General features: G+C 40.7%; 22 protein-coding genes. 4 read left to right on the forward strand and 18 right to left on the reverse strand.

Features of this window, described 5'->3' with window-relative positions; translation table 11 throughout:
* Positions 1 to 10: 10 nt before the first annotated feature.
* The 10 genes from accB to K8L98_RS17395 form a co-directional block, all read right to left on the reverse strand.
* The gene (gene accB / locus K8L98_RS17350) at positions 11 to 508 is read right to left on the reverse strand and encodes an acetyl-CoA carboxylase biotin carboxyl carrier protein (protein ID WP_223436613.1); all 498 of its coding nucleotides are present in this window, start codon (positions 506 to 508) and stop codon (positions 11 to 13) included.
* A 253-nt stretch (positions 509 to 761) separates the two neighbouring features.
* The gene (locus K8L98_RS17355) at positions 762 to 1,346 is read right to left on the reverse strand and encodes a SpoIIIAH-like family protein (RefSeq protein ID WP_223443539.1); all 585 of its coding nucleotides are present in this window, start codon (positions 1,344 to 1,346) and stop codon (positions 762 to 764) included.
* A 17-nt stretch (positions 1,347 to 1,363) separates the two neighbouring features.
* Positions 1,364 to 2,017 carry a stage III sporulation protein AG gene (gene spoIIIAG / locus K8L98_RS17360; RefSeq protein ID WP_223436615.1) on the reverse strand — a complete coding sequence of 218 codons (654 nt, stop codon included), beginning with the start codon at positions 2,015 to 2,017 and terminating at the stop codon, positions 1,364 to 1,366.
* Positions 2,010 to 2,642 (reverse strand): stage III sporulation protein AF, encoded by a 633-nt coding sequence (gene spoIIIAF / locus K8L98_RS17365; protein ID WP_223436617.1) that lies wholly within the window; start codon positions 2,640 to 2,642, stop codon positions 2,010 to 2,012. Before spoIIIAF ends, spoIIIAG begins: the two co-directional genes overlap by 8 nt.
* Before the next feature lie 12 nt (positions 2,643 to 2,654).
* Positions 2,655 to 3,824: a stage III sporulation protein AE gene (spoIIIAE, locus tag K8L98_RS17370; RefSeq protein WP_223436618.1), complete on the reverse strand. Its 1,170-nt coding sequence runs from the start codon at positions 3,822 to 3,824 to the stop codon at positions 2,655 to 2,657.
* 26 nt (positions 3,825 to 3,850) lie between these two features.
* Complete coding sequence (gene spoIIIAD, locus K8L98_RS17375; RefSeq protein ID WP_223443542.1) at positions 3,851 to 4,240, reverse strand: stage III sporulation protein AD; 390 nt, start codon at positions 4,238 to 4,240, stop codon at positions 3,851 to 3,853.
* Between the two features lie 12 nt (positions 4,241 to 4,252).
* Positions 4,253 to 4,459, reverse strand: coding sequence for a stage III sporulation protein AC (spoIIIAC, locus tag K8L98_RS17380; RefSeq protein WP_029279768.1), 207 nt, complete (start codon positions 4,457 to 4,459; stop codon positions 4,253 to 4,255).
* A 21-nt stretch (positions 4,460 to 4,480) separates the two neighbouring features.
* A complete protein-coding gene (gene spoIIIAB, locus K8L98_RS17385; RefSeq protein WP_223436620.1) occupies positions 4,481 to 4,996 on the reverse strand; it encodes a stage III sporulation protein SpoIIIAB in 516 nt (171 codons plus the stop codon).
* On the reverse strand, positions 4,989 to 5,912 hold the full coding sequence (gene spoIIIAA, locus K8L98_RS17390; protein ID WP_223436622.1) for a stage III sporulation protein AA: 924 nt from the start codon (positions 5,910 to 5,912) through the stop codon (positions 4,989 to 4,991). The genes spoIIIAB and spoIIIAA overlap by 8 nt, the downstream gene beginning before the upstream one ends.
* Positions 5,913 to 5,984: 72 nt before the next feature.
* The gene (locus tag K8L98_RS17395) at positions 5,985 to 6,266 is read right to left on the reverse strand and encodes a YqhV family protein (RefSeq protein WP_223436624.1); all 282 of its coding nucleotides are present in this window, start codon (positions 6,264 to 6,266) and stop codon (positions 5,985 to 5,987) included.
* 116 nt (positions 6,267 to 6,382) lie between these two features.
* Between K8L98_RS17395 and K8L98_RS17400 the strand changes: the two genes are divergently transcribed.
* Positions 6,383 to 6,559 carry a hypothetical protein gene (locus tag K8L98_RS17400; RefSeq protein ID WP_223436626.1) on the forward strand — a complete coding sequence of 59 codons (177 nt, stop codon included), beginning with the start codon at positions 6,383 to 6,385 and terminating at the stop codon, positions 6,557 to 6,559.
* Positions 6,560 to 6,579: 20 nt separating this feature from the next.
* Here the strand turns inward: K8L98_RS17400 and efp are convergent, their stop codons facing one another.
* From efp to K8L98_RS17420, 4 genes are all read right to left on the reverse strand, one after another.
* Complete coding sequence (gene efp, locus K8L98_RS17405; protein ID WP_223436628.1) at positions 6,580 to 7,137, reverse strand: elongation factor P; 558 nt, start codon at positions 7,135 to 7,137, stop codon at positions 6,580 to 6,582.
* Positions 7,138 to 7,187: 50 nt separating this feature from the next.
* Entirely contained in the window at positions 7,188 to 8,249 is a 1,062-nt protein-coding gene (locus K8L98_RS17410) for a M24 family metallopeptidase (protein ID WP_223436630.1), read from the reverse strand.
* A complete protein-coding gene (gene aroQ / locus K8L98_RS17415; protein WP_223436632.1) occupies positions 8,239 to 8,691 on the reverse strand; it encodes a type II 3-dehydroquinate dehydratase in 453 nt (150 codons plus the stop codon). Before aroQ ends, K8L98_RS17410 begins: the two co-directional genes overlap by 11 nt.
* Positions 8,692 to 8,775: 84 nt before the next feature.
* Complete coding sequence (locus tag K8L98_RS17420; RefSeq protein WP_223436634.1) at positions 8,776 to 9,321, reverse strand: YqhR family membrane protein; 546 nt, start codon at positions 9,319 to 9,321, stop codon at positions 8,776 to 8,778.
* 298 nt (positions 9,322 to 9,619) lie between these two features.
* Here K8L98_RS17420 and K8L98_RS17425 point away from each other — a divergent pair, with 298 nt between their 5' ends.
* On the forward strand, positions 9,620 to 10,567 hold the full coding sequence (locus tag K8L98_RS17425; protein WP_223436636.1) for a DUF1385 domain-containing protein: 948 nt from the start codon (positions 9,620 to 9,622) through the stop codon (positions 10,565 to 10,567).
* Between the two features lie 42 nt (positions 10,568 to 10,609).
* A complete protein-coding gene (locus K8L98_RS17430) occupies positions 10,610 to 10,987 on the forward strand; it encodes an SA1362 family protein (protein ID WP_223436638.1) in 378 nt (125 codons plus the stop codon).
* A gap of 7 nt (positions 10,988 to 10,994) precedes the next feature.
* Here the strand turns inward: K8L98_RS17430 and K8L98_RS17435 are convergent, their stop codons facing one another.
* From K8L98_RS17435 to K8L98_RS17450, 4 genes are all read right to left on the reverse strand, one after another.
* Positions 10,995 to 11,879 (reverse strand): patatin-like phospholipase family protein, encoded by an 885-nt coding sequence (locus K8L98_RS17435; protein ID WP_223436640.1) that lies wholly within the window; start codon positions 11,877 to 11,879, stop codon positions 10,995 to 10,997.
* A gap of 179 nt (positions 11,880 to 12,058) precedes the next feature.
* Positions 12,059 to 12,490 (reverse strand): transcriptional regulator MntR, encoded by a 432-nt coding sequence (mntR, locus tag K8L98_RS17440; protein ID WP_223436641.1) that lies wholly within the window; start codon positions 12,488 to 12,490, stop codon positions 12,059 to 12,061.
* 129 nt (positions 12,491 to 12,619) lie between these two features.
* Positions 12,620 to 15,178: a vitamin B12-dependent ribonucleotide reductase gene (locus tag K8L98_RS17445; RefSeq protein ID WP_223436643.1), complete on the reverse strand. Its 2,559-nt coding sequence runs from the start codon at positions 15,176 to 15,178 to the stop codon at positions 12,620 to 12,622.
* Between the two features lie 325 nt (positions 15,179 to 15,503).
* The gene (locus tag K8L98_RS17450) at positions 15,504 to 16,340 is read right to left on the reverse strand and encodes a lipoate--protein ligase family protein (RefSeq protein ID WP_223436645.1); all 837 of its coding nucleotides are present in this window, start codon (positions 16,338 to 16,340) and stop codon (positions 15,504 to 15,506) included.
* 220 nt (positions 16,341 to 16,560) lie between these two features.
* On the opposite strand from K8L98_RS17450, the gene K8L98_RS17455 reads away from it, so the two are divergent.
* Entirely contained in the window at positions 16,561 to 16,932 is a 372-nt protein-coding gene (locus K8L98_RS17455) for a rhodanese-like domain-containing protein (protein ID WP_223443545.1), read from the forward strand.
* The last annotated feature ends 48 nt before the right edge of the window (positions 16,933 to 16,980 follow it).

A 16,980-nucleotide genomic window follows, 5' to 3' on the forward strand; every position in this document is an offset into this window, starting at 1 on the left:
GTTTCTCTCCTTACTCTGGTCTGACAAGGAATAATGGCTGACCGTATTCAACAAGCTGACCATTTTCAGCTAAAATCTCAACAATTTCCCCTTTTACTTCTGCTTCAATTTCATTAAACAATTTCATTGCTTCTACGATACAGACAACTGAATCAGAAGTAATTTTAGATCCTACTTTTACATAGTCGTCTGTTTCCGGTGAAGATGCAGCATAAAACGTTCCTACCATTGGAGACGTGATTTTATGTAATGATTCTTCCTTAACAGGGGCCTCGGCTTCTTTCTTAGGCTCCTCTTTTATTTCCTGCAGTGCTGCCACAGCTTGCGGAGCAGGGATTGGATTCTGTTCTGCTGCTGCAACTGATGTAATGCGATTTGCAGGTTTCTCTAATTCATCTAAATGTTTTTTTAATTTGATTTTTGACCCTTCATGTTCATACGTAAATTCATCGATAGAAGACTGGTCAATGAGTTTGATCAGTTCTCTGATTTCTTGTATCTTCAACATCTGCTGGCACCCCTATTCAAATTCTTGATGATTTAGACCATCTTTTTCGTTTTATAATCTAGTACTAAAACTTAGTCCTATTATATATCTTACGACAGGTGAGTCATGGAATTCAATATTAATTCTTTCCTTAGGAAGAGGATCTTAAAATGAAAGACTACTTTAAATTATAAGTTAAATTTAACAAATATGAAACGATTACACCAATTAAATAGAAAATCCCCGTGTATCAGACACACGGGGAAGTCGCTATTTATTGATTAGAAGGCTCCAATGTAACCGCTACATCTTCCATGCCTTTCATTTCACTGCTTACTAATTGAATAATTTTATTTGCTTCGGATGCTGAGCTCTCTTTCGCTTTCACGGTTACTTTTACTTTCTCTCCTTCGATGCGGACTAGAGCATCGTCATAGCCATTGGATTTGATGAATGTCTCAAGAATCTCCTCATTTGCCACCGCTTCATCGATCGCATTCATTTCATCTCTTGCAGCACTTTTTTCAGCGGCTGAAACATCTTTGCTTGCCACGATATCCTCTAAGCTTTCTTTTCTTGCACTTCTCGTATCTTCCAGCTGCATGCGCATTGTAGCAAACAGCTCATCATTTGAGACCGATACAACAGTTCCATCTTCTGCTTCTTCGATTGTTACTTCCCCTTTATCGCTTTCTTTTTCTGTTTCTTTATCAGCGTCTGCTTTTTCATCTTTTTCAGCCTCTGCCCCAGTCAATGCCACATCGTTTTTCACTTCATCAGGAGTTGTAATATAGTAGACAGATAAAACTACAACCAAACTTAACATTGTTAATAACCAAACCGTTTGTTTTTTAAGCATCATTCATGAATCCTCCTCTATTTCCCTTTTTTAGCTGCAACTGCAACGCGGTGGCTCGGTACCCCAAGCACTCTTGTTACAGCTTCAACAATTGATTTTTTTATTTGAATGTTATCAGCACCCGCAGCAACAACAAGCACTCCCCTGATTTCCGGTTTTTTAGTCTGAAGGATGATTGGGGTTTCCTGCTCTCCCTTTCGGATAATGACAACGGATTCTTCAGTAGATCCATCTTCGACCGTCCTCTTTCCGCCTTGAGGATCCGTCTCTTCTGTCGTCTGGCTTTGCGACACGCTGTTTTTTTCAAGAATTTGCTCTGATGTGGCATCTACATTGACGACTACAAGTGCATTCTCAATTCCGATCATTGAATCGAGCGCTTCTTTTAATTGATTTTCATATTCCTGTTCATATTTATCGATAGACCCTGATCCCCCGTTTTCATCAGAGGGTTTAAAAACATCGGCATCTTTTTCAGTTGATGATGTTAGACCGGATACTTGCGACACCTTCGGCAAACTTGCCTCATTTGTAAAAAGATTGCTGACAAGCATAAAACCTATGCCAAGTGCCAAAACGATTAATACATAGTGATATTTAGTCGGTTTTTTGCCGTTTTCTGTGTTCAGCATGCTTTTTAACTTCTCAAACAAATTCTTTGGATTACTCATCTGTGCTGCCCTCCCCTCCTTCCATTTTCAAGGAAATCTTCTCAGGGTCAACTTCCCAGATACTTGCAAGATATGCTTTAATCTCTGATGCCCGCCTGATTTGATTTTCTTTTTGAGTCTCTGCTGTTTCTGCTGCACCCAGGTCAACTGGCTGAATGGTTTCAACTGCTTCGGATCCTGCTTCCTCTGCTTCGAGTGTTACCTCTATGCCCTGCAGATTTTTTTGAATTTCTTCAAACGGTTCATCTACAGAAAGAGAGATTTGTTTAATCGTTACATCATAGCTTTGCACCAGCTCCTCTTTTGCCTGTGATTTTAATTGGACAGCCATGTTTTCTAAAATATATGCATCATTAGATGCTTGTATTTCTTTTTTCTGCAAATCGATCATTTTTTTTATTTCTTCTTCTTTTGCAGGCGATTCCATTTGTACATCTGCTACAAGCGTATTGATGTCTGCAGACAATAATTTGAAGATCGGCGAGAGAATGATGACGATAAGCAGAAGACTGATGACCATCTTTGCGTACTTTTGCATAGCTGAATTGGGCAGCAGCAGATCAAGGATGACAGCAAGCATAATAAATAGAATGATATTCGCTATCCATTCTGTTAAAAAAGACATGCCTTCATCCTCCTATCGCACCATCATGGTAATATTTCCAGCTGCAATAATGACCGTAATACTTAAGAAAAACATTAATGAAACAATGGCAAGTGCTGCAAAAATATAAATCACGCTTTTGCTGATGATATCGAGGCATTTAATTATCGGGCCTCCGCCAAGCGGCTGCAGCAGAGCAGCCGTAAATTTATAGATAAAGGCAAGTGTCAGTACCTTTATTGCAGGAAATGCAGCGATAAAAAGCAGGATCGCAACACCGATAATTCCAACCGTATTTTTAAGAAGGACTGAAGCACTTATGACTGTATCCGTTGCATCGGTAAACATTCTGCCAAGCACCGGAATAAAGTTGCCTGTGACAAACTTAGCAGTCCGAATTGCCATTCCGTCAGATACTGCTGCAGATGCCCCCTGAACAGAGATGACACCGAGAAAGACTGTTAAAAAAGTCCCGAGAAGCCCAATACTGATATTGCGCAGCAGCTGTGCAAGCTGGGTCACTTTATATTGATCTGTCAATGTGCTTACGATGCTTAACAGAGCTGAGAGGAATAACAGCGGCAGGACGATCTTTTCAATCAATACCCCGCTTGTGTTCATAAGGAAAAGGATGACTGGATGGAAAAACGCTGCTGAGATAAGTCCTCCAGAAGCCGCCATGAGCGCGAGAAGCAGCGGAATCAGCGCCAGGATAAAGCTTGTCATTGTTTGGATGGCTTCCACTGTGTATTCGATCGCTATATGAAAACTATTAAGAGCGATGATCATCAGCACCATATATACAAGCGCATATGCTACTTTGCTTACAGTACTTTGGCTGAATGCTTCCTGAAGCAGCTGAAGAAGCATGCTGAAAATCGTCAGCAGAATAAGAGTCCCGAGGAGTTTGCCGTTTGCAATAATTTCATGAAAAATGTATTTCAAAAACGCTTTTGACCATTCCTGGAAGGACAATTCCTTTTCTCCATTTAGAAATTGAAGCAAGCTTCCCTTTTGACTCTCAGGAAGATACCCTCCATACTCTGTCATAATGTCATCCCAGAATTTTTTGATTTCCTGAATTCCGAGCTTGTCTATTTGCTGATCAATTAAATCCTGCTGCGGTGGAGGGGGTGAAGCTTGTACAATGACAGGAAAAGAAAAAAAGAATAAAAAGAAGATGGCGATGATTCCTTTTTTCATTTTACTCACCCCTTATAGCCTCGCTATTATGCCGGTATTAATCCGATAATTGTTTCAATAATGACAGTTAAAATAGGAACAGCCATGGACAGAATCAAGATTTTTCCGCCGAGCTCAATTTTTGAGGCAATGGCGCCTTGTCCGGCATCTTTTGTCATTTGGGCTCCAAACTCTGCTATATATGCAATTCCGATTATTTTTAAAATGGTTTCTACGTACATCATGTTTATATTTGCATTCAGCGCAATTTTTTCAATCATCGTGATAATTTGGGAAACCTGATCAACCAGAAATAAAAAGATGACGCAGCCGACAAATACGACAAGCATAAAAGCATATGTCGGCTTTTGTTCTTTTACGATTAACGCGAGAAAGGTTGCAACTAAACCAAGTCCGACAATCTGGATAATTTCAATCGCAGAGCCCCCCTATCCCTGAAAGAGGAAGACTGATTTTATTTTTTGGAACAGATCCTCAACAATGGAAGCTACCATAAACAGAATGTAGATAAACCCAAGCAATGTGACCCATTGTGCATACTCTTTCTTTCCCATTTGATCAAGTATCGTATGAAGAAATGCTACAACAATTCCGATTCCCGCTATCTGAAAAATGATATTCACATCTACTCCCATTGCATATAATCCTCCTGACTGCTACATCAATAAAATAACGAGCAATAATCCAGATAAAAAACCTAAGCTTTTCAGCATTGTTTCATAGCGGCTTTGTTTATCGAGAGCGTCGGCTTCCTCTCTTTCAAGATGGGTTAAAGTCAGACGAATATGCTTTTGCTGCGAGATAATGTCGTGCTGTCCGAGCGTCTCGCCAAATTGCTTTAAAATTTCATATTCCCCCTGCTTTAGCGCCGTCATCCGCCAAACTTCCTGCAGGCTATTCTCCCAAGCTGCTTTGACGCTCGTATGCCCTGCGGACAGCCGTTTGGAGAAGTCCTCAAAAAACCATGAGAGAGGCTTAGGCATCTGCTTTGATAAAGTAGCTGCCGCTTCCCTCAGGGGGGTGTGGGCATACATAATTTCTGCCTCAAGGGCCTGCAGAGCAACCTTAAGCTGCCTCAGCTGCCTCGGCCGCTCACTGATATGCTTCGCCACTTCAAACCCTGTCCAGGTTGTAGCAAGCAAAATAAATACAGCTCCAAGTATTTTAATCATGACAGGCTACCCGATCATTTCGAATCAGCCGTCTATCAGCATCCAGTATTTTTTGAACCGTACCAGGACCTCTTGTTCTTGAGAGCTCTATATATCTTCTAAAAATGCCATGCTCAACCAAAGGCCTGATCGACGGGCGTGAAATGACGTCGTCAAGCGAATAGCCGTGAACAGAAATGAAAAGCCCGACTCCTGCATGAACGGCCTCTAATATAGCTTCGGTATCTTCCAGTCTGCCTGCCTCATCCACAACCAGCACATCCGGGCTCATTGACCTGATCATCATCATCATTCCCTCTGCTTTCGGACATGCATCAAGCACGTCCACTCTTTCGCCGAATTCATGCTGGGGAATTCCATTGATGCAGCCTGCAATTTCTGACCGCTCATCCACAATCCCTACTTTTACGGAAGGAATATTGCCTATTCCCGTACTCATAACCCTTGCAAAATCACGGAGCAGTGTTGTTTTCCCTGTTTGAGGAGGACCGATAATCATTGTATTCATCCAGGCTTTATGATAGATGCTGGATATAAAAGGTTCAGCAATGCCCTTTTTCTGTTTTGCTACACGAATATTAAAGGATGTTACGTTACGAATCGCTTTAACAGCACCATTTTCAGTTATAACACGTCCGGACAGCCCCACGCGGTGTCCGCCCTGAATGGTAATAAAGCCCCGCTTCAGCTCCTCTTCAAGTGTATAGATGGAGTATTGGCTCAGCTCATTCAATAGAGTTATTCCGTCTTGATATGTAGCCTCGCAAGGCAAAAACAAAGGGTCGCCTGCTACTACAATTTCAACTCTTTTCAAAATCCTAATGCGGATCTCTTCCATTTTTTCAAGCGCTTCCCGGGGCAGGTTCAGCACGTGTTTTCTTATTGTTTCAGGAAGCATCTCTGTAATCTCGTTCAATTGGCTTCCTCCTTGCATAGTCTCTTGATACTCTCATGTTTATGCAGGCTTGGACACAATATGACTTCTATGTTACTTATAGACTCCAATTAATATAAAAGACACTCCGATTGCGATAAATATCAGTTTTGCATAAGAAAGCTGCTCTGCAATCTGAAAGATTCCTATTGTCATGGTTAAAATAAAAATAATCGGACCGACTATGGCCAGTAGGGAATTAATTAATACAGCTTTGCGCACATCGTTGAAAACGAGCATCAATATAGCTGCCGTCATTTCAATACTTGCTGATAAAAATCTTAAGAGAGCCATTGATCTTACTGCCGGATCTAAATTAGCGAGGTAGTGTTTCATCTTGTCCTCCTCCATGGTTATTATTAAAACCTATGAAAGATGAAGCATGTTTAGACAAAAGAATTCTTGACAGAATTTTCAGAATTAATAATAATAGGTATAAAGGGGGATGTGTCATGGAATTTGGAGTGGAAGCTTATGAATTATATAATTATTTACAATGGTTCATTGGAATGATGATTTATATTTTCATACCGGCAGCACTTCTTTTCAGAGCGGGTAAAAAGAAAGAGGATAAGGGAAAAGCCTTCCAGACGCAGCCAATTTTAGAGGATACAAAAAACTCCATCTGAAAAGATGGAGTTTTTTGTGACTAAGCTCTTGATACGTATGAGCTGTCAGTAGTATTAATAATAAGAACGTCTCCTTCATTTACGAAGAAAGGAACGTTGACAATCAGGCCAGTCTGTACTTTTGCAGGCTTCGTTCCGCCTGAAGCAGTATCTCCTTTGATGCCTGGCTCCGTTTCAACAACTTCAAGCTCAACTGTGTTTGGAAGTTCAACTCCCAGAGTTTCGCTTCCAAACATCATGATGGAAACTTCCATGTTTTCTTTTAAGAATTTCAATTCGTATTCAATAGATGCTTCTGGAAGTTCCACTTGATCGTATGATTCATTATCCATGAAAACATGCTGATCACCATTTGCATACAAATATTGCATTTTTCGGTTTTCAATTTGAGCTTTCGCAACCTTTTCACCAGCGCGGAATGTTTTCTCCTGTACGGCTCCTGTACGCAGGTTGCGAAGTTTAGAGCGGACAAATGCTGCTCCTTTACCTGGCTTTACGTGCTGGAAATCCATTACGCGCCATATGCCATTATCTACTTCGATCGTTAAGCCTGTACGAAAATCATTAACTGAAATCATTTATGTTCCTCCTATGTAAATGTTGCTTTTTTAACGTTTGGAAGCTTTTATTATAAAATAATAAGCTCTTTTGGGGAATGGGTAAGCGACTCATTACCGCCCTCTTTAACAACTGTGTCATCCTCGATGCGCACTCCGCCAAGCTTTGGTATATAGATGCCAGGCTCGACAGTTACGATCATGCCGGGTTCAAGAACCGTTTCAGATTTGACAGATAGTGACGGCCCCTCATGAACTTCCATACCTAGACCATGACCTGTTGAATGGCCAAAATATTCACCATAGCCATTTTCGGAAATGTAGTCTCTTGTAAGAGCATCTGCTTCTTTTCCCGTCATGCCGGCTTTTATCCCATTCATTCCCCGCAGCTGTGCTTCGAGTACAATGGAATAAATCTTCTTCAGCTCATCACTTGGATCTCCAACTGCTATCGTTCTTGTAATATCTGAACAATATCCTTTGTAGTATGCGCCAAAATCAAGTGTTACAAAATCGCCTTTTTCAATTTCTTTTTCACTAGCTACACCGTGCGGCAGTGCAGAGCGATATCCTGATGCAGCAATAATATCGAATGAAGAAGAAACAGCGCCTTGTTTCCGCATGAAAAACTCAAGTTCATTTGCGACTTCAATTTCCTTCATTCCTGGACGAATGAATGTCAAAATGTGCTTAAATGCAGCATCTGCAATCTCCGCAGCTTCCTTTAATATCTTAATCTCTGCTGCAGACTTAATCAAGCGTAACTTTTCTACCGCTTCCGAGACAGGAACAAACTCAATCTCTTTTAATTCAGCCTTATAAGCAGAGTAAGCTGCGAAGGATAAATCATCCTGTTCAAAACCTAGACGTTTAATCGATAGCTTAGCGGCTTGGGCTGCCACCTCTTCTAGAATCGGTCCTTTATGCTGAACGATCTCAAAGCCCTCAATTTGTTTTGCTGCCTGCTCTGTGTATCTGAAATCTGTAATAAATACAGCATGTGAATCTGTAATGACCGCAACACCCGACGAGCCAGTAAAGCCAGTCATATAACGGCGGTTGTAGCTGCTCGTAATAAGAATTGCTTCAACATCCAGTTCTTTTAACCTGTTTCTCATTTTCTCAAGCTTCATCTTTTTTCTCCCCCATCTTTTTATGTAATGCGAGTAAAGCATATTGATACCCCTCAAAACCAAGGCCGATTATTTGCCCTGCTGTAACTGGCGCCGTTACAGACTGGTGTCTGAATGGTTCGCGGCTATGTACATTGGATATATGAACCTCGATGACAGGAAGGGAAACGCTTGCAATCGCATCTCTTATTGCGTAACTGTAATGAGTAAATGCACCGGGATTAAGCACAACTCCATTATACTGCTCGTCTGCCTCATGAATCGCATCAATCAAGTCTCCTTCATGATTTGATTGAAAGCAAGTTATCTGGAATCCCTGTTTCTCTGCAAAAAGCATTAATTCACGTTCCAGGTCTGTAAGTGTTTTGCTGCCGTACACATCAGGCTCCCGCAAACCAAGACGGTTGAGATTTGGACCATTAATGATCAAGAAATGTCTCATAATAAAAACTCCTTGCTTAAATAAGCTTAAAAAAATAGAATGTTCAATTTATGAACATTCTACCATAATCACCGATTAGTTTCCTTAATGTTGAGGGGACGCCTGTGCATTTTTTTTGCTTTTTTTGCTTAAGAGTTCATTATGTTCAAACGAAATGGTATAGCCGACAAATACTCCATATAAAATATATAGACATATCGTCGTAATGGTAGTCAGCCTTTCAAGTTCAAATACTGATTTTAAATTAGGAAAAATCGGATTTAAAAGGAAGAACACGAGCGCCCATAAGGCCAGACCATAAGCAAGGCCAACAAACATAGATGAGAATCTTTTCAGAACAAGGTAATACAGAAGAGCCGTTCCAATGGAAAGAAAACCTATACAGAATACAGCGACAAAGTTGCCCATTGCACCATTTTTCCATTCCCCTAAAATAAAGGGCTGAAGCAATAAATTCGGACTTATTTCTGTTAAGTTCAGAACATATGCTAAATAACCAAGTAAACTCCAAAACACTCCGCCTGTAAAACCTGTAATCATAACTCTTCCTATAAAAGGAATCGATTCACCCGGTTTATCAGGATCATTTCTTTGTTCACCAACAGAATTTGATTGAAAATCATCTGTCATATGTACACCTCCTGTTTCTTAGTATGTGCAGAATTTCTGCTGCATCATGCAAAAAGGATGCAAACAGATGTCTAGCAAAGGGATGTGAGGTTATACTACTAAGAAAGCTGAATCGCCTGTTCAGCACCTGCAGGAAGATGTATTCTGAACTTTTTCTGAAAATATGTCAAATCAAAAAGAATTAAATACAACTGCCTAGAGGTTTATCCTGTTTTTATGTAGAATATAAACATAACATTCTCTGCAGCTTTGTTTAAAATCAGTCCAAAAAGAGAATAGATAGGTAGGTTGGTGAAAAATGTCAAAGCAGAATAAGCCTGCATATGGCGGGCAAGCAGTGGTAGAGGGCGTCATGTTCGGCGGAAAGCATCATTATGTGACAGCCATCAGGCGCAAAAACAAAGAAATCGACTATTTCCGGTTACCGCGAAAATCAAGCAGTATGATGTCTAGCATTAAAAAGATTCCATTTATTCGCGGCATCGCAGCTATAATAGAAGCAAGCGCAAATGGAACGAAGCACCTGAATTTTTCAACTGACAGGTACGATCTGGATCCTGAGGAAGATGAAAAACTCAATCAGCCTAAAAAAGAATCAAAATTGACCATGATTCTCGGAGTTGCAGCAATAGGTGTCCTTTCCTTTCTCTTCGGGAAATTCATTTTCACTTTAGTGCCTCTATTTTTGGCTGAGCTGACAAGGCCCATTTTCCCATCAGATCTTGCACAAATTTTAATTGAAGGACTCTTCAAATTAATTCTTCTTTTAATCTATATCTATGCAATATCATTCACTCCGCTGATCAAGCGTGTCTTTCAATATCACGGGGCAGAGCATAAAGTCATTAATTGCTATGAAAATGCTCTGCCGCTGACGATAGAAAATGTTCAGAAGCAAAGCCGTCTTCACTATCGATGCGGAAGCAGTTTTCTGTTATTTACTGTCATTGTCGGAGTATTTGTCTATATGCTCGTTCCAACAGAACCGCTTTATGTGCGAGTCCTAAACAGACTGGCATTAATTCCTGTCGTGATTGGCATTTCTTTTGAAGTTCTTCAGTTTACAAATAAACTTAGAGACGTACCTGTTTTAAAATGGCTCGGATATCCCGGCTTAAGTCTTCAGCTGCTGACAACGAAAGAACCTGACAATGAACAGGTGGAAGTTGCCATCGCAAGCTTTAATGAATTGCTGCGAATGGAAAAGGAAACTGCAGAAGGTATAAAAACTGAACAAATTGTATAAGCTGAACTTCATTAATTCATTTTCATCTTGGGAGGTGGACTCATGAAAAATCGTGTGAATCCATTTGTGATGATTGTGTTAGCTCTTGGAGGCATCGGATTTCTGGTTACACTATTAACCAGACCAGGATTCCTCTTAAGAGAAATGCTGATCTACGTTATTGTTCTAGCCATCATCTATTTTGTTGTCCGTTACTTTACCAAACAAAGAATGGGAAAAGACTCTTCTTCTTACTCTAAAGCTGCTAAACAATCTAAAAAACGTTTCAGCGATCGCAATCAAAGCAGTTCCCATTTGAAAAGCGTTTCAACCCAGAAAAAGAACAGCAAAACATCTACTGCCCTTAAAAAGAAGCAAGCCTCTCACTTAACAGTGATTGAAGGCAAAAAAGGCAAAAAGAAAAGCAGGGCATTTTTTTAACCTGCTGTTAATACGTCCATTTTTTTAAAAATAGTTCAGTGCGGCTTCTTCCTAGCTCAATTAGAGCTAGTTTTTTTTGTTCAGTTAAGTTAAATTCAGTCTTTAAGATACTCTCAACTGGCAGAAAAATAATATTCTTTTCATGCCTGCTGGAAATATGTCTGGCATCATGTGCATCTTTCATTGTTTCAAAAAGAGCACCATACATTTCGATCGCATTACGAATATTGTTCCTAGGCCTCTCCTCTTCACTTGGACTCAATTTTATACCAAGAACCGGTCGCGCTTGTATGGTCTTCTTTTCTTTAAATAGCCAAATTGGAAAGTTGCTTAAAACTCCACCGTCTACAACAATATTGGTCCCTTCGGCAGAAGTCAGTTTGACCGGTTCAAAAAAATACGGAAGGCTGCAGCTCATAAGAACGGCTCTCGCAACAGAAAAACGTTCTGGTACAAGTCCATACCTTGGGAGGTCATCAGGCAGCACAATAATTCTGCCATTGGTCAGGTCAGAAGCAACGATTTTAAGGGAGCCGTGCCTTAAATCACCAAAGGTTGATACCCCTCTTTCCTTTAGCTTGCCCGCTATCCATTCTTCAAGCTTGCCGCCTTTATAAAGACCAAGCCGCCAATAAATATTCAGCCATTTCATAAATTTAAATGGAAGGATGGATGGATTTCGTTCTAAAAACTTTCCAAGATCCATGTCATCCATCATGGAAATAATTTCATCACTCCGATATCCCGCAGCAATGAAAGAAGCAATAATGGAACCTGCACTGGTTCCTGCTACCCTTACAAATTGCAGACCCCTCTGCTCGATAGCCTGATAAGATCCAATCAGAGCAAACCCTTTAATTCCCCCGCCAGAGAAGACGCCATCAATATACACAGAAGTTCCTCCCCCCTTCTCCCATTCTTACATTGTAAGTTGCAGTGGCGGGAAATAGACCTTCTGTACATGTTAATGGCAGCACTCTTTCCTTATTCCTTTACGCATCAGCTTATGATTCAGCAGCCTTATATCAAATTTACGCAGATAAAAAGACGGAAGCGAATGCTTCCGTCTTTTTATGAGTCGCTGTCCTGTTCGTTCTGTTTTTGTATAGCACGCAGTGTTTCTACTCGAGCTTCATCACCTTCAAAGAATTGGACAAGATCGCCGATGCGGTCAATTGCATTCCAGCTGAGATGATGCTCGATGCCTTCAACATCATTGTAAATTTTTTCTTCATCCACGCCGATCAGCCTCATGAACTGCTCCAGAAGTTCATGACGGTAAACAAGACGCTTTCCAATTTTTTTGCCTTTTGGCGTTAGTATGAGTCCACGGTATTTTTCATATATGAGATATTCATCTTTGTCTAGTTTTTGGACCATTTTTGTTACTGAGGAGGGATGAACGGATAGTGCTTCCGCAATATCTGAAACGCGGGCATATCCCTTTTCTTCTATTAATAAGTAAATTTGTTCAATATAATCTTCCATACTTGGTGTTGGCATGTGGTCCCCTCCAAAAAAACGTTCAAAACATAGGAAATCATTACAAGTGTACACTAGTTTAAGGGTGATGACAAGGAAGCTTTGATTCTTATCGCGAAAAGAAAAGAGCTGGAAATCCAGCTCTTTATCTTATAAACCACACTTTAATTGTGCTCCGCAGCTAGTGCATGTATTACAGCCGCCTATGTCTTCAACCGTACCCTCGCGGCATACCGGGCATGTATTTCCTACTTCATTGCCTATCGTGACATTTGTAGATCTTAAAGCCTGTATTGTATCAACAAGCACAACTTTTCCTTTTTCTTTTGCTGGTGCTTCTTCACTCTCAGAGAATGTGTTTTCTTCTGCTTTTAACGTCAGAACCTGCGTGTCACGGCTGCCGTCAACGTAAACCGTGCCGCCTTTTGCTCCGCCTTTATATAAACGTTCATATACTTTTTGAACTTTATCAACCGTATATCCTCTTGGTGCATTGACAGTTTTGCTGATTGAACTGTCAATCCAGCGCTGAATCACACACTGTGCATCCGCGTGAGCTTCTGCGCTAAGCTCCATTGCTGAAATAAACCATTTAGGCAGATTGGCTGGATCTGCTTCTGGATGCTGATCCAGATATTCCTGCACGATATCCGCTTTAACTTCAATGAACTTACCTAATCTTCCGCTTCTGTAATAAGAGAAAGAGAAGTAAGGCTCTAAACCAGTGGAGACGCCAACCATTGTCCCTGTGCTGCCTGTTGGAGCTACAGTTAATAAATGTGAGTTTCGAATACCGTATTCTTTAATGTCGTCTAAAAGATCAGCCGGCATTTTGCTCATAAAACCTGTCTTTGTGAATGCATCACGTAAACGGTTTGTTTCTTTTTCTGTTTCACCAGTCAAGAATGGGAAGCTTCCTTTTTCTTTTGCAAGCTCAACAGAAGCTTTATAAGCAGTTGTTGCGATGGTTTCAAAGACTTGGTCAATTAACTGATTGCCTTCTTCTGAACCATACTCTGTTTCACAGTAGATCAGCAGATCATGCAAACCCATTACGCCAAGACCTACACGGCGTTCGCCCAATGCCTGCTTCTTATTATCTTCTAAGAAATAAGGTGTTGCATCGATAACGTTATCCTGCATGCGGACACCGACTTCAACCGTTGTTTTCAGCTTTTCAAAGTTGACTGTCTTGCTTTCTTTGTCTGCCATTTCAGCAAGATTGACTGCAGCAAGATTGCAGACAGAATAAGGTGCGAGAGGCTGTTCGCCGCATGGATTTGTTGCTACTACTTTTTGTCCATAAGCTTTAGCATTCGTCATATCGTTTGCATTGTCGATAAAGAAGATTCCAGGCTCTGCTGAATATGTCGCACAAATATTGATTAAGTTCCATAGTTCTTTAGCTTTAATTGTGCGGTATGTGCGGACTTTGTAGCCAAGCTTTTCCCATTCGCGGACATCGCCATGATTGTGCCACTCTTCGTTATAGGCTTTCATTTGCTCTTCATTATAGCTTTCCACATCAGGGAAGCGAAGCTCATAATCTGCATCACTTTCAACAGCATCCATGAAATCCTTCGTTAACGTAACTGAAATGTTGGCGCCTGTAAGGAATTCAGAATTATGAACGCTGTATGTTCCACCTGTAACCAGCTTCAGTTCTGCATCTTTTATAATTTTTTCGTTAAATCCGCCGAAGCCAGGAATTTGCTTATAGTTCACAATGCTCTGATACATCGCTTTTTCATCCTCTGTCAGAGGCTTGAACTTTAGTTTTTCCTGCGCATATTTCTTAATTGTCTCGTCATTCGTATTTTCAATTAAGTACCGTAAAATACGGGGATTTTGCATTTTAGAAATGATAAATTCGATAATATCAGGATGCCAGTCGGCAAGCATGATCATTTGAGCGCCCCTGCGCGACCCGCCTTGCTCAACTAAGTGCGTCAGCTTCGCGATATCATCAAGCCATGATACAGAACCTGACGATTTGCCGTTCACACCGCGTGCTAGTGTATTTCTTGGGCGCAGTGTTGAACCGTTTGTTCCAACTCCGCCGCCTCTGCTCATTATTTCCATTACCTGCTTCCGATGCTCGGAGATGCCTTCACGGGAATCCTGTACAAATGGCATGACGTAGCAATTGAAGTAAGTAACGTCCGTACCTGCCCCAGCTCCGTACAATACACGTCCTGCCGGCACAAAGTTCAATCCGACTAATTCTTTGTAGAACTTCTGGAACCATTCATTCCGCTTCTCTTCTGTCTTTTCAACAGAGGCAAGTCCTGTTGCATTTCGTTTTGCGATTTGCTCATAATATACTTCAAGCGGCTTTTCAATGACATCTAGCGAGCGATAAATTACACCCGTTTCAACCTCTTCAGGCTTTTCAAGAGAATGGCGGTACTCTTCTTCGACCTGTACAGTTGCCATTTTCTTCTGCCAGTCTATTTCTAAAATATAGCCCAGTCCTCTTGCAGGGAATTTAGGATCTTCTTTAATTGTCAGAACAACGAAGTCCCCTTTAGACAGAGTCAGCTTTTCGGTGTCTTTAAATGTATATCGGTCAAGCATGACTAAACGGGATACACCTTTGTGGGTCAATTTCATATCATCAGTTATTGGGTGAACTTGGGGAAACAAGGAAATATCGTGGTTCAGCTTGTCTACATCAAGTTTTAAATTTTCATTAAGTGCAACGGTCATTCAAACAACTCCCCTATATATCTTGTACTTGATTTAATTTATCATAGTGCCACCTTTTTATCAATATATAGTATTATATTTTTGTTCAGTAATACTATATATGGATAAACAGGCAAACCTAATTTATTTTGTCAAATTAAAAACTGCATAAACGAGGCAGAAATAATGAGAAAAAAGAAGATAGGAACTTCATAATCACTTTTTTTGAAGGATTTTGTCGCTTGCAAAATCGGAAGAGAACACGAAGTTAGAAAAATAAGGAATGATTTGAAATAATTAGAAATCTCCAGAAAAAATAAACAAAAGCGACTAATGTTCAAGCCGCTTATCGTTTATAATTCCAGTCATCGGTATTATATTTTTCCATTGCTATTTTCTCTACAAAAGCATGTTCTTCAGCTGTCAAGGTATAAGGTTCGAGTGAGATATTCAGACCTATCTCAAAGCCCTTTTTAAACGCATTCTTTGCTTCCTCCACTGTAACAGGAGTCTCACGCAATGCATTGACAGCAACTGCCTTACTTTTGAAATTTTTCTTCATTCGTTCTTTTACCCGCTCGCTTGGGTACTTAAACAGATTAAAAAGCATTTCTTCATCTATATCGAGCAAAATGGAGCCGTGCTGAAGAATGACTCCTTTTTGGCGAGTTTGTGCGCTCCCGGCCACCTTGCGTCCTTCTACCACAAGTTCATACCATGATGGTGCGTCAAAACAAACGGCCGACCGCGGATTCTTAAGTCCCTGTTTCTCTTCCTCCGTTCTCGGTACGGCGAAATATGCATCAAGTCCCAGCTCTCTGAAACCCTGAAGAATACCTTCTGAAATGACTCGATATGCCTCTGTTACTGTCTTCGGCATTTCAGGATGCTCTTCTGCCACTATGACGCTGTATGTCAGCTCCTTGTCATGCAGAACACCTCTGCCTCCTGTCGGTCTGCGCACAAAGCCCAGCCCATACTTTTTAACGGCATCAAGATCAATTTCTTTTTCGACCTTCTGAAAGTATCCTACTGAAAGAGTGGCCGGGTCCCATCCGTAAAAGCGAATCACCGGCGGGAAGATCCCCTGACTGTTCCAGTCTAGCAGCGCTTCATCTAACGCCATATTATAGGACGGGGAACAATTCCCTGAATCAATAAATCTCCATGTTTCCTTTGCCATCTTCATACCCCATTTTCCATGATAAGTATGTATTTCATTTTCTGTGCCTTTCATAGTCTATCAAAAATAAGGCAAGGTTGAAAATAATTATGTCTTATTCATAGATGACAATTTGATCCTGCTCTTATATAATAGTATTTGTCCAATATTTATTAAAGATCATTTGAACTTGTCTAAGAAAAGTTGCTTATAAAGGAGTCGGGTCAGCTTGACAACATGGATTTTTTTAGTGATTCTATTAGGTGCACTAGCAGCCTACACGATTTACTCTTATTTTTATCAGCGTAAAATCATGAAAACATTAACGGAAGAAGAATTCCGTGCTGGATACAGAAAAGCTCAGTTAATTGATGTTCGTGAGCCAAATGAGTTTGACGGCGGACATATTCTTGGAGCAAGAAATATTCCTTTATCCCAAATGAGACAAAGACATAAGGAAATCCGCAAAGATCAGCCTGTCTACATTTACTGTCAAAACACTGTCAGAAGCGGACGCACAGCTCAAATGCTGAAAAGAAAAGGCTATAACGATCTATACACCCTAAAAGGCGGCTTTAAGGGCTGGGGCGGTAAAATAAAAGCAAAGAAATAAGAGAAAGTCTGCAGTCTGTTCTGCAGACTTTTTTATGTATAAATAGAA

Origin of the sequence: Metabacillus dongyingensis, assembly GCF_019933155.2 — a bacterium.
GTDB lineage: Bacteria > Bacillota > Bacilli > Bacillales > Bacillaceae > Bacillus_P > Bacillus_P dongyingensis.